Here is a 10,860-nt window from a genome sequence, read left to right as displayed (position 1 = left end):
TGCTCCAAGCCTAGTGGAGCGCCACATTACTCCGAACGGTCACATCGAAGGTAAGGCTACTTACCTTTATGGCCTCCGGGGCCATATGATCTCTACATGGAACTCGGAGCATCGGTATGGGCGGAGGTGTTGACCGTGGCCGTCGCGTGGTTGACGGTGGTCTGCCTGCTGCTGGCCCGCGTGCCCAAACCGCCGGGCCTCCTCGACTCGCCGCTGGACATGGATCCGCCCGACGATTCGGAACCGCGCTAGGCCTGGCATTTGATGGCTGCGGTCCGCACGGTCAGTTTATGCGGATGGAAAGGGTTTCATAGACGATGACCGAGCCCCCCGCCGGCGCCCGGCAGGTCAGCTGCCTCTGCGGTGCGCGGCTGGCCCGCAATTCCACCTCGATTTTCGCCGGATGGGGCGGCCGGCCAGTAACCCGGATGCGCCAGTGCTCGCCCTCCCGCAAGGTCTCAGTGACCACAAAATCCTGCCGGCCGGCAGGACCGAACTGCCCCAGCACTGCCACCACCGCGGCTTGCTGGGGCGGCAAGAGATCCGTATAGCCGCGCAGATGCTCTGCGTGGATACGGGCGGCTAAGTGCTCCTCAACGGTGGCCACGGCCGACCCGGCGTCGAGTCCTCCGTAATATACACCGTCCGGGGCGATGACCACGTTGGCCGCAAACCTGTCACCGCCAACATGGGAGCACTCCCACACCAACTCTGGCCAGCGCTCGCTGAGTGCACGTCCCACGGGGCGGCCCCATACTGCGCAGCAGGGGTCGTGCTGACCGTGGGCGCAAACCATGATGACCGGCGGGAAACCGTGCTCTCCGGGAGATGCCAGGGCTGAGGCTATCCCCGCGAGGTCCTCATCCCGCTCCCACGTTCCCCAGTGCTGTCGATAGGCGCCGGAGCTTTCATGGCGAAGAACGGCCCATCTGCCCGGACCCGGGCGGCGGCGAGGGCCGGGCCGCCGCACCAGGAGAATCCGCGCATTCGCCGTCCGCGCTGCAGAGACGACGAGCGCCTTGGTCCCCGCCTCGAGATCCAGGGCGTCAAAGCCGTCGGGCGGCCACGCGCCCCGGTACTCCACGAGGACCCAGACGAGGCCGGGTGACGCCGTGCCTGCCATCGAGTCCCCGCGCGCCTGGGCAGTTTCCGCGCAGAAGAAGCGTCCCGTTGCGGCTGCCGGGGACGTCATTGTGCGACGGGGACAAGAACTCCTGCGCGCAACAACCTCTCGGCGAGTGCCAGGCCGATGTCCGCCGCGGGGTATTCCCCGCCCTCCAGCAGGCGCCGCACGGACGGCAGATCTTCCTCGGGGAAGTCGAGCCAACCGACGCGGGTGGTGAGGCGTGAGCCATCAAACCGTGCTTCCAGGGCCCCCCGAAGACGAACCAGCGACTCTGGCCTGAGGCCGTCAATGGCCGCGAGTTGGGCCACCGGACCAAGGGGAGCCGGGCGCCCTTGCCCCCTTCGGGCACGGTGGAAAAGGGACGTCGTATCGGCTTCAAGGACAGCGGCCGCGAGACGTTCACGGACTGCAGCCATCTCCTCTTCAGGTCCGTCGACGCCCAATGGCAAGGACCGGCGCATCCCTGGATCGTCACAGAGCGCGGCAAGTGCGGCCTGTGCCAGATGTTCGGCCAACGCATGGCGGGTCCAGGTGTGGATTCCCAAGGTCAGATGGATGGAGACTTTCCCCTGTGCCTGGGCGGCGTGCAGCCAGCCTCGTGGCAGGTACAGGACATCGCCCGGCTCGAGGACCGTGTCGATGTACGGTGCGCCTTGAGCGGCCTCTTCGACCGCGGAGCGGCGATCAGTCCAAGGCTGGCTTCGCAGCGGGTCCACGTGGACCGGCTTATGGATGATCCAGCGCTTGGTTCCCTCGATCTGCAGCACGAAGACGTCGTGGACGTCGTAATGATCATCGAAGCCACGGTTCTGCGGCGGGGTGATGTAGGCGTTGGCCTGCACAGGATGTCCAAGTTCACTGCTCAACTGCGAGCTGAAACCCGACACAGGCTCCCACGTGCGGTGCAGCGCCTGCAGCACGAGGGTGGCACCATCAGCGAACTTACGCCACAGCGCGGTGTCATCAAGCTGGTCGGAGATGGTGGCGCCGACCCCTGCCGGAGAAGTGTAGGAGGACTCGGGAAGCGTGGAGCCGCCCTTGGCGACGCGCAGGAAAGGCGTCCGCAACCCGCGGCGTGAAACCAGTTCGTCCACTGCGCCGGCTGAGAACACATCGGAGAAGTCGCTGACACCACGGGTCAGCAGGGCGGTTCGCCCCCAGACGTCACTGGCAAATTCCTCCTGGCCGATGTCGATCAGGCGTGTTTCCAGGACCCCGCCGCCTTTCACGGCGCCGGGGTCCTGGAAATCAGTGCTGGTAGAGCTCAAACCTAGCTGCCCTGTTGTCCGGCGCCGCCGTCGGCACCACCGTCAGCGGGGCCTTCCGCACCACCGTCCGCGCCGCCGTCGGCACCACCGTCAGCACCGCCGTCGTGCGTGCCGGGGACGCCGTCCGCACCACCGTCAGCGGGGCCTTCCGCACCACCGTCCGCGCCGCCGTCGGCACCACCGTCAGCACCGCCGTCGTGCGTGCCGGGGACGCCGTCCGCGCCACCGTCAGCGGGGCCTTCCTGCTGGCTTGGATCCTGCTCTGGAATAGACATGCTTCCTCCCGGGAATCGGACCGGGCGGTCTTCATCGATACCGCCCGTGATCACCATATCCACAGGAGTCTGCCGTGGGAACAGCTCGCGCGGTGGGAACTTAGTAGAGCCCCGGACGAACCATGCGATGTTCCGGCAGCGAATACCAGGAGGGATCGCACAGTTGCCGTTTGCCGTCCGGAACAAAGCCGTTTCGCCGATAGAAGGCCTGGGCGCGCGGGTTGTGGTCCAGGACCCAGAGGTACGCCGGGCCATCGCCAATCAAGGCATCCACTAATGCCTGGCCAACCCCCCGGCCATGAACGCGTTCCAAGGTGTAGAGCATAAAAAGCTCCCGCCCGCTGGGACTGTCCTCATCCCTGCCCGGCCCTGCGGCGCCGATGCCTACCAGGAGACCGTCGGGATCGTGGGCCAGCATCCTGGAGTGACCCGCAGCGATGTAGTCCCGGTAGCGCTGGATGCGGTCGGGCAGCGCCGCTTCCTGTTTCTCGAAAAACACCGGGGGCAACAGGTGCCCGTAGCTTTCGCGCCACGACTGGACATGCATGAGGGCCATCGCTTCGGCGTCGTCCACCAGAGCGGGGCGAAGCGTGAAATCCACTAGCGCACCCGCGCTATCGCGAAACCGTCCCAGCCCTTACTGCCCACCGTCTGGATGGCAGTGGCGTCCAGGCGCGGATCCTGGCCCATCATCTCCAGCATCCTGACGATGCCAGGCGCGTTGACCTCGTCCCTTTCCGGCTCAAGGATGGCACCGTCCCAGATGACGTTGTCCACCACGATGACCGTGCCCGGGCGCCCCAGCCGGATAGCCCAATCGAGGTAATGGGAGTCGTTTTCCTTGTCCGCATCGATGAAAACAAAATCGAACGATTCCTCCCCCGCCAGGGTGGGAAGGGTATCCAGGGCAGCACCCACCCGGATGTCCACTTTGTGCCCCACCCCGGCAGCATCAAGGTTGGCGCGCGCCACGTCCGCGTGCTTTTGGAGGAATTCGCACGTCACCAGCCGCCCGTCGTCGGGCAGTCCCTGTGCCATCCACATACTGCTGAAACCTGCCAAGGTTCCGATCTCAAGGACCCGCCTGGCCCCCGACATCTGAACCAGCATCCGGAGCAACTTGCCGGCGTTGGGGGCTACTTCAATCGCCGGCATGCCGGCTTCGACGGCGGACGCCAGGGCCCGCTGGTGGGCAGGATCAGGTCGCACGACGACGTCAGTCAGGTAACGCTCGACGTCGACCCAACCGGGTTCGGCCACATGTTCAATCATGGGCCCCAGTCTGGCACCGGTGGCCGCGCTGGGGAAGGATCTAGTCCGTGGCGGAGATCGCCTCTTCGAGTCGCTCCACCTTGCCGGTCAGTTCGCCGCTGTAACCGGGCCGGATGTCGGCCTTGATCACCAGGGAGACGCGGCTGCCGTAGCGGCCCACAGCTTCGGTGGCGCGCTTGACGACGTCGAAGACCTCGTCCCATTCGCCTTCGATGGTGGTGAACATGGAGTCCGTCTGGTTGGGCAGTCCGGATTCGCGGACGATCTTGACGGCGGCAGCGACAGCGTCGTGCACGGAAGCGTCGGGGTTGGGTCCGCCGTTGGCGGCGGATGCGGGCTGGCCCGAAGGGGCGACTGAGAAAGCAAGCAACATAAAATCCAGTGTTTCACGTACTGGTTTGTCATATAACGGGCTACTCCCGCGTAACAACGGGCCAGGGGCGCTCCGTTGCTACCCTGACAAGCATGGAACAGCCCTCTGAACGCAAGCCCCTCAGGGCAGACGCCGCACGCAATGTCGACAAAATTATCACCGCCGCCCGGCAATGCTTCCGGGAACACGGGCCCGAAGTACCACTGCAGACCATTGCCGCCACCGCCGGAGTTGGCCCCGCAACACTGTTCCGCAACTTCTCGGACAAAGAGCAACTGGTCCTCGCCGCGTTATCACGCCAGCTGCGCCAGCACGTAGACCCCGTCGCCGCGGCGGCGCTGGACGGCATGGACGCCGCTGAGGGCCTCATCAACGTCATCGATGCCGTGATGCAGGTAGCCAGCGAAGACGCGAACCTCCTTGACGCTGTCGCAGGCCGGCGCGGACTCCTGATAGGCATTACCCGCGGCATCATCGGCTCCATGGCCACACTCCTTGAGCGGGGCCAAGGCCAGGGTTCCCTGCGGCGCGACATCACCATCGAGGACATGGTCCGGTTGGTGGCCATGCTGATTGGCGCCGTGGACACCATGGAACCGGGCTCTGCGGCGTGGAAGCGCCCGGTGGCCTTGATCGAAGACGCCATCCGGACCGAGCGCCCGTCCCGGCCGCTTCCGGAACAGTCCGGCATCCCAGGCGTGACCCTGACCGAGGCTCCCTAGCCGGGCTGTCAACGGCAACATACCGGCTTGATGGTGAGTCCTGCCCATCGCGGGACAGCCCGCGTGGCACTAGGCTCGGGCGTATGAATATTCCCCTGAGCTCATACTCATCCAACGGTTCAGAATCCGCCGCGGCAGCCGGCCTGGTCATGCTGCTTATGGTCATTTACTTCGCAGTGGTCTTTGCGATCGTTGGTGTGCTCTACATGGGAATGTTCACCAAGGCAGGCCGCCCTGCGTGGGCAGCTTTCGTCCCGATCTACAACAGCATCAAGCTCATGGAGATCGCCGGGCGCCCCTGGTACTGGTTCTTGCTGACCTTGATCCCGTTCGCAGGAATCTACTTCAGCATCGTGGCCCTCCACGACCTCTCCAAGTCATTCGGCAAGGACGCCGGCTACACCGTTGGATTGGTCCTGTTGCCTGTGGTCTTCGTGCCGATGCTCTCCTACGGCTCCGCTCCCTACCTGGGTCCGGCGGCCGGGCGGCAATTCGTGGCCTACCCGCAGGGCTATGCCCCGCCGTTCCAGCAGGGCTATGCGCAGCCGCCGTTCCAGCAGGGTTATCCACAGCCGCCGGTCCAGCAGCCCAATGGCCAGCAGTACCGCTAGCCCCAGCCGAGCAGCCTGAGGAGTGCCGCGGCCGCGGCGCCCGAAATCACCACCACCAGGAACGGTGCGCGAAGCCACAGCGCGACGGCGGCGGCTGCCAGGGCGCCGATGCGGGCATCAAGGACCAGTCCCTGTCCGGAGGCAACGGCGTTGACCACCGTCAAGGAGGCCAGCAGGCCAATGGTCATGGTGCCGGCCACGTGCATGATGCGGGGGCTCTCCAGCAGCTTGGCCGGGACGAAGTAGCCCACCAGCTTGGTGAGGTAGGCCAGCGCACAGGCGATCAGGATCCATAGCCACAGGTTCACTGCGTGTCCCCGTTCGCAGGCTTCCCGTGCCGGTGTTTCTCCGCATAGGGATCCACGTCCGGCTCCAGTCCCTCGTCCAGTCGTGCGTGGCTGAACCAGCCGATGACACCTGCCACTACGGCCGCCACCAGGATGGGAACACCCGAGGGAACGAAGGGCACGGCCAGGATGGTCGCCAGTGCGCAGGCAGCAGCGATGGCCCAGGGCTCACGGCCTTTCAACCGCGGCCACAGGAGGGCCAGGAAAGCAGCGACCGCGGCCCCGTCCAAACCCCACTGTTTGGGGTCGCCCATTGCGTCCCCTGCCAAGGCGCCGATGGCCGTGAAGATATTCCAGAGTATGAATATACCGATTCCGGCAGTCCAGAACCCCCGGCGCTGCTCGTCGGGATCGGACTGGCCCGACGCCGTCGCCGTCGATTCGTCGATGGTGATGTGCGCCGAAGCATAACGTTTCCATCCGCCAGGACGGAGTATCGCGTTGATCTGCATGCCGTAGATGCCGTTGCGCAACCCCAACAGGGCGCTGGCCGTCATGGCCGCCACCCCGGAGCCTCCGCCTGCCACAACACCAATGAAGGCGAACTGCGATCCGCCGCTGAACAGTAAAAGGCTCAACACCATGGTCTGCCAGAAATCGAAACCCGACGCTACGGAGAGGGCTCCAAAGGACACTCCATAGAGGCCCGTGGCGATACTCAGGGACACAGCGACCTTGAAAGCCGGCGATTCCCTCAGCTTCACGGGAGCAGCACTGCCGCTCATTTCCGCAAGCTCCATGACCACAGGATCAGCGGAATCTGCAGGGGCAGGCGGACAGTATGGATGCGGCGCTCGGCTGCCGTGCCGTTGGGACCATAGGCTCGGCGAAGTGCATCTATATGCCCAGCAAGGAATGCAGCGAACATCGCCGTGGTGGCGTCCGCGGCAACCTTTCGCGTGGCTGGGATCAGAAGCCCGACGGCGGCAGCCGCCTCGATCAGTCCGGACGAGGCAACCCATTCCTCCCGGGACATGACTGCCAGCGGTCCATTCGGGCGGCCGGCCGGCTCGTCGTTGCGGCATAGGTAGTCCGGCACCACCGGGTAGTAGAACTTAGGCGTGCGGAAGTGCTTTGCGGCGCTGGCCAGGAGCAGTGCGCTCAAGGCTACTGCGGACGTGGTTCGGGTTGCTTGTGCTGACCAGCGAAATGACATGAGACCACTCAATCACAAGCGGGGTGGCCGCCAAAGTCAGCTGGTTACCATCAACTGCTTCAGGACCTGTGCCGGCTTGTTGGTGGTGATCTCGTGGATTCCAAGTCCCTGGCACAGTGCCACGTCCTTTTCCGAATCCACAGTCCACACTCGGAATATTCGCCCGGCGTCCAACCAGCGCTGCACGTTGCGCGCATGCTCCCTGATGTAGTCAATACCCGGTCCGGCAATAGATGCTTCGCCTGCGTCCAGGACACGTTCCGCTTCCAGCTGCGTGGCACGCATGACGTTGGCTACCGCACCGCCAGTCAGGAAGCCCAGCCCGAGTTCCTGCCGAAGCTCCTTCACTGTGAAGTCGTCCACCAGTTGGCACACGTGCTCTTTTGGCACGCTCTGCAGCAAACGCTGGACGGAATCGGTATCGAAGCTCATGAAGGAGATCCGGATGTTCTCCAGCCGGGATTCCTCCGGCGTCCAGCCTTCCTCTTCCAGCAAGGCCAACACCCTGTCCTCCAGCTTGAGGCGGTATGGACTGGGATGCTTGAGCTCAATCGCCAAACCGATCTCACGACCGGCTCCGCGCAGGATGTCCAGCAATTCCGGCAAGGTCAGGAACTGGTCTGCCACTCCCCCGTAAGCCTCGGGAATGCGTGCGCCCTTCCACGACGAGAAGTCCAGGGAGCGGAGCTCCTCCAAGGTGTGCTCCGCAACCGGACCCGTGCCGGTGGACGTCCGGTCCAGGTTGGCATCGTGCAGCAACACCACGTGCTGGTCCCGCGTCAGGTGGACATCGCACTCCACACCGTCGGCGCCGTCGGCGATTGCCTGCAGATAGGCTGCCCTGGTGTGCTCGGCGTAGGCTGCACTCGCGCCGCGATGGGCGTAGACCTTGGGCCGGCCTGGGGCGAAGTCGTCGCTAGTCATGCAGACACGGTAGCCCACCTCCGTGCATCTGCGGGGGCTACGCTGGGCTCATGCAGGTGAACTCTGAACAAATCCCAACTGAAGACGTCACCAACCCCAACCCGCTGCCCCATCAGCCGGGTTCCGCAGGTTCCGCAAGCGCAGGCTCCGCTCGCGCCGGTTCCGCTCGCGCACGGCGGGGCGCCGCCGTCGACCTTTCAGCAGGTGACATGGAAAAGGCCGTCGCGCTGCTCCGCATGAAACGGTTGGCGCTGGCGCTGCTGATCGCCATGGCGGTGATCTTCACGGTGGCCTTCGCATTCCAGAAGCAGTATCCGTGGCTGGAATACGTCCGGGCGGCAGCCGAAGGCGGCATGGTGGGCGCGTTGGCCGACTGGTTCGCGGTGACCGCGCTCTTCAAGTACCCCATGGGCCTGAAAATTCCCCACACGGCCATCATTCCGCGGCGCAAGGACCAGATCGGCGAATCACTCAGTGACTTCGTGGAGAGCAACTTCCTCTCCCAAGAGGTAGTGCAGGACAAGTTGGCCAGCATCGACATTGCCCGCAAGGCCGGCACCTGGTTGTCGGCGCCGGGAGGAGCCGAACGCGTGGCCAAGGAAGGCGGCGCGATCATCCGTGGCGCCTTCACAGTCCTGAAGGACGACGACGTACAGGCAGTCATCGAGGGAATGGTCCGTAAGCACCTGCTCACCCCGCCGTGGGGGCCGCCCGTGGGCCGAATGGCTGAACGGATCTTTGCCGACGGCCATCACCACACCCTGGTTGACCTGTTGGTCGACCGCGCCGCCGACTGGGTGGATGCCAACCACGCCACGGTCAACCGGCTGGTATCGGATCGCTCGCCCCTTTGGGTGCCCACGTTCGTGGACGGCCTGGTGGGCGACAGGGTGTACGTGGAGCTCTCCAAATTTGTCCGCGCTGTTCAGTCGGACCAGAACCACCAGGTGCGCCAGTCGATCGATGCCTACCTAAAGGACCTGGCCCAGGACCTTCAGCATGATCCCGCCATGATCGAGCGCGCGGAGTCCATCAAAGCCCAGATCCTCGGCGACCCCGAGGTCCGCGAACTGGCGTCCCGCACATGGGGAACCGTAAAGACTGCCTTGCTCAACGCCGTCGACGATCCGCACAGTGAACTGAGCCAGCGCTTCAAGGGCGCCGTCCGTGATTTCGGTACCCGGCTGGTCAACGACGCCGAACTGGCCGGCAAGGTCAACACCTGGATCGGAGACGCGGCGGGCTACTTGGTGAACACGTACCGCTCGGACATCGCAGGCGTCATCTCTGACACCGTGGCGCGTTGGGATGCCGAGGAAACGTCCCAGAAGATCGAACTGCAGGTGGGCAAGGACCTCCAGTACATCCGCATCAACGGCACCGTGGTGGGCGCCCTGGCCGGGCTCGCGATCTTTACGGTGGCGCACCTGCTGTTCGGCTAGTTGGCGACAGCCCTCTGGAGCTATCCCGTGGGCCTTGGTACCTTCAACGCATGCCGATCAAACTTGAAAACGTTGGTATCGCGGTCCGGGATCTTGAAGAAACCATCGCCTTTTTCACGGATCTCGGCCTCACAGTGTTGGGCCGTGACACGGTCAGCGGCGAGTGGGCCGATACGGCCGTAGGGCTGGACGGCAACCACGCCAAAATAGCGGTGCTCCAAACTCCGGATGGCAACGGCCAACTGGAGCTTTTTGAGTACCTCCACCCTGACGCGATCGAAACAAACCCCACCCTTCCCAACGAGATCGGCATGCACCGGGTTGCTTTCTCGGTGGACGACATCGATTATGCCCTGGAGATCGCTGCCAAGCACGGATGCCATCCTCTGCGCGGCGTTGCCACGTACGGTGACGCCTACAAGCTCACCTACCTCCGCGGGCCGAGCGGGATCCTGGTCATGCTGGCACAGAAGCTCTAGAGGGAGGCGCTTCCATGCTGAAGCACGTCGCCGAGGGCGTTTTGGTTCACGAGAGCGAATTCATCCAGAGCAACTGCACGGTGGTGCAGGGCCGGGACGGTGTCCTGCTGATCGATCCCGGCATTACGGTCAACGAAATGGCCGCCATCGCGGACGACCTCCGCGGGTTGGGCCAGCCTGTCCTGGCCGGCTTCTCCACACACCCCGACTGGGACCATGTGCTCTGGCATCCTGACTTCGGCAACCCGCCCCGCTACGGCACGGCACGCTGCGCGGCCTCCATCCAGTCGGTCCTGGCCGCTGCTGACTGGAAAGAACAGGTAGCCGAGGGGCTGCCTCCGGAGCATGCCGATGAGATCCCCATGGAACTGCTCGGCCTCATTTCAGGACTGCCTGCCGACACTGTCAAGGTCCCATGGGACGGACCCACCGTCCGCATTCTGGAGCATCAAGCCCACGCCCCTGGCCACGCAGCGCTCCTGATCGAGGGGGCCGGCGTCCTGGTAGGCGGCGACATGCTGTCCGACATCCTGATGCCGTTCCTCGACCTCGAGGCAGCGGATCCGCTCACTGACTACCTTGAAGCGCTGCGGCTCTTCGATTCCGTGGCCGGCGATGTTGTTGCCGTCGTCCCTGGCCACGGTTCCGTGGGCCTGGCCGGGCAGTTGCGGGAACGCATTGCCCTGGATCGCGCCTACGTGCAGGCGCTGCAAGATGACCGTGAGTCCGAGGATCCGAGGGTTGGCCCGTCCGCGCCTTTGGAGTGGCTGGCCGACGTGCATGGGTGGCAGGTGCAACGGCTCGCCGAAAAACGGCGGGGCAGAGATTTCTCATGAAATGCCGGTCTTGAGAAAATCGACACCAC

Annotated in this window: 16 protein-coding genes; 6 read left to right on the top strand and 10 right to left on the bottom strand. The window is 64.6% G+C overall.

The genetic code is table 11. The annotated features are described in order from the left end of the window. Positions 1 to 96 precede the first annotated feature (96 nt). Positions 97 to 252 carry a hypothetical protein gene (locus QEH68_RS02285; RefSeq protein WP_207595988.1) on the top strand — a complete coding sequence of 52 codons (156 nt, stop codon included), beginning with the start codon at positions 97 to 99 and terminating at the stop codon, positions 250 to 252. A gap of 31 nt (positions 253 to 283) precedes the next feature. Here the strand turns inward: QEH68_RS02285 and QEH68_RS02280 are convergent, their stop codons facing one another. The 6 genes from QEH68_RS02280 to QEH68_RS02255 all read right to left on the bottom strand — a co-directional run bounded on the left by QEH68_RS02280 (position 284) and on the right by QEH68_RS02255 (position 4,314). Beyond that, positions 284 to 1,192 carry a sucrase ferredoxin gene (locus tag QEH68_RS02280; RefSeq protein WP_348537382.1) on the bottom strand — a complete coding sequence of 303 codons (909 nt, stop codon included), beginning with the start codon at positions 1,190 to 1,192 and terminating at the stop codon, positions 284 to 286. After that, positions 1,189 to 2,394 carry a cupin domain-containing protein gene (locus QEH68_RS02275; protein WP_280626241.1) on the bottom strand — a complete coding sequence of 402 codons (1,206 nt, stop codon included), beginning with the start codon at positions 2,392 to 2,394 and terminating at the stop codon, positions 1,189 to 1,191. The genes QEH68_RS02280 and QEH68_RS02275 overlap by 4 nt, the downstream gene beginning before the upstream one ends. Before the next feature lie 2 nt (positions 2,395 to 2,396). Continuing rightward, the gene (locus tag QEH68_RS02270) at positions 2,397 to 2,669 is read right to left on the bottom strand and encodes a BatC protein (protein WP_280626239.1); all 273 of its coding nucleotides are present in this window, start codon (positions 2,667 to 2,669) and stop codon (positions 2,397 to 2,399) included. Between the two features lie 100 nt (positions 2,670 to 2,769). Further along, positions 2,770 to 3,270 (bottom strand): GNAT family N-acetyltransferase, encoded by a 501-nt coding sequence (locus tag QEH68_RS02265; protein WP_207595986.1) that lies wholly within the window; start codon positions 3,268 to 3,270, stop codon positions 2,770 to 2,772. Continuing rightward, a complete protein-coding gene (locus tag QEH68_RS02260; protein WP_280626236.1) occupies positions 3,270 to 3,941 on the bottom strand; it encodes an O-methyltransferase in 672 nt (223 codons plus the stop codon). Before QEH68_RS02260 ends, QEH68_RS02265 begins: the two co-directional genes overlap by 1 nt. A gap of 40 nt (positions 3,942 to 3,981) precedes the next feature. Next, positions 3,982 to 4,314 (bottom strand): thiamine-binding protein, encoded by a 333-nt coding sequence (locus tag QEH68_RS02255; RefSeq protein ID WP_280626234.1) that lies wholly within the window; start codon positions 4,312 to 4,314, stop codon positions 3,982 to 3,984. Positions 4,315 to 4,406: 92 nt separating this feature from the next. Here QEH68_RS02255 and QEH68_RS02250 point away from each other — a divergent pair, with 92 nt between their 5' ends. Together QEH68_RS02250 and QEH68_RS02245 are read left to right on the top strand one after the other, a co-directional pair. After that, positions 4,407 to 5,036 (top strand): TetR/AcrR family transcriptional regulator, encoded by a 630-nt coding sequence (locus QEH68_RS02250; protein ID WP_207595983.1) that lies wholly within the window; start codon positions 4,407 to 4,409, stop codon positions 5,034 to 5,036. Positions 5,037 to 5,119: 83 nt separating this feature from the next. After that, positions 5,120 to 5,647 carry a DUF5684 domain-containing protein gene (locus QEH68_RS02245; RefSeq protein ID WP_280626227.1) on the top strand — a complete coding sequence of 176 codons (528 nt, stop codon included), beginning with the start codon at positions 5,120 to 5,122 and terminating at the stop codon, positions 5,645 to 5,647. Here the strand turns inward: QEH68_RS02245 and QEH68_RS02240 are convergent. The 4 genes from QEH68_RS02240 to QEH68_RS02225 are packed head-to-tail and all read right to left on the bottom strand — an operon-like array spanning position 5,644 to position 8,074. Next, positions 5,644 to 5,955 (bottom strand): AzlD domain-containing protein, encoded by a 312-nt coding sequence (locus tag QEH68_RS02240; protein ID WP_089593385.1) that lies wholly within the window; start codon positions 5,953 to 5,955, stop codon positions 5,644 to 5,646. The genes QEH68_RS02245 and QEH68_RS02240 overlap by 4 nt on opposite strands. Continuing rightward, positions 5,952 to 6,719: an AzlC family ABC transporter permease gene (locus tag QEH68_RS02235; RefSeq protein WP_280627954.1), complete on the bottom strand. Its 768-nt coding sequence runs from the start codon at positions 6,717 to 6,719 to the stop codon at positions 5,952 to 5,954. The genes QEH68_RS02240 and QEH68_RS02235 overlap by 4 nt, the downstream gene beginning before the upstream one ends. Then, entirely contained in the window at positions 6,716 to 7,150 is a 435-nt protein-coding gene (locus QEH68_RS02230) for a hypothetical protein (RefSeq protein WP_280626224.1), read from the bottom strand. The genes QEH68_RS02235 and QEH68_RS02230 overlap by 4 nt, the downstream gene beginning before the upstream one ends. Before the next feature lie 36 nt (positions 7,151 to 7,186). Further along, positions 7,187 to 8,074, bottom strand: a complete 888-nt coding sequence (locus QEH68_RS02225; protein ID WP_280626222.1) for a glycerophosphodiester phosphodiesterase family protein — start codon at positions 8,072 to 8,074, stop codon at positions 7,187 to 7,189. A gap of 50 nt (positions 8,075 to 8,124) precedes the next feature. On the opposite strand from QEH68_RS02225, the gene QEH68_RS02220 reads away from it, so the two are divergent. Genes QEH68_RS02220 through QEH68_RS02210 form a run of 3 tightly spaced genes read left to right on the top strand, consistent with a single transcriptional unit; the run spans position 8,125 to position 10,831 of the window. Continuing rightward, on the top strand, positions 8,125 to 9,516 hold the full coding sequence (locus QEH68_RS02220; protein ID WP_280626220.1) for a DUF445 domain-containing protein: 1,392 nt from the start codon (positions 8,125 to 8,127) through the stop codon (positions 9,514 to 9,516). 50 nt (positions 9,517 to 9,566) lie between these two features. Beyond that, positions 9,567 to 9,995: a VOC family protein gene (locus QEH68_RS02215; protein ID WP_280626218.1), complete on the top strand. Its 429-nt coding sequence runs from the start codon at positions 9,567 to 9,569 to the stop codon at positions 9,993 to 9,995. A gap of 14 nt (positions 9,996 to 10,009) precedes the next feature. Further along, the gene (locus tag QEH68_RS02210) at positions 10,010 to 10,831 is read left to right on the top strand and encodes an MBL fold metallo-hydrolase (protein WP_280626215.1); all 822 of its coding nucleotides are present in this window, start codon (positions 10,010 to 10,012) and stop codon (positions 10,829 to 10,831) included. The last annotated feature ends 29 nt before the right edge of the window (positions 10,832 to 10,860 follow it).

It is taken from the genome of Paenarthrobacter sp. OM7 (assembly GCF_029873575.1).
GTDB lineage: Bacteria > Actinomycetota > Actinomycetes > Actinomycetales > Micrococcaceae > Arthrobacter.
The sequence above is the reverse complement of the archived record's forward strand: the minus strand, read 5'-3'. Positions and strand labels throughout refer to the sequence as shown.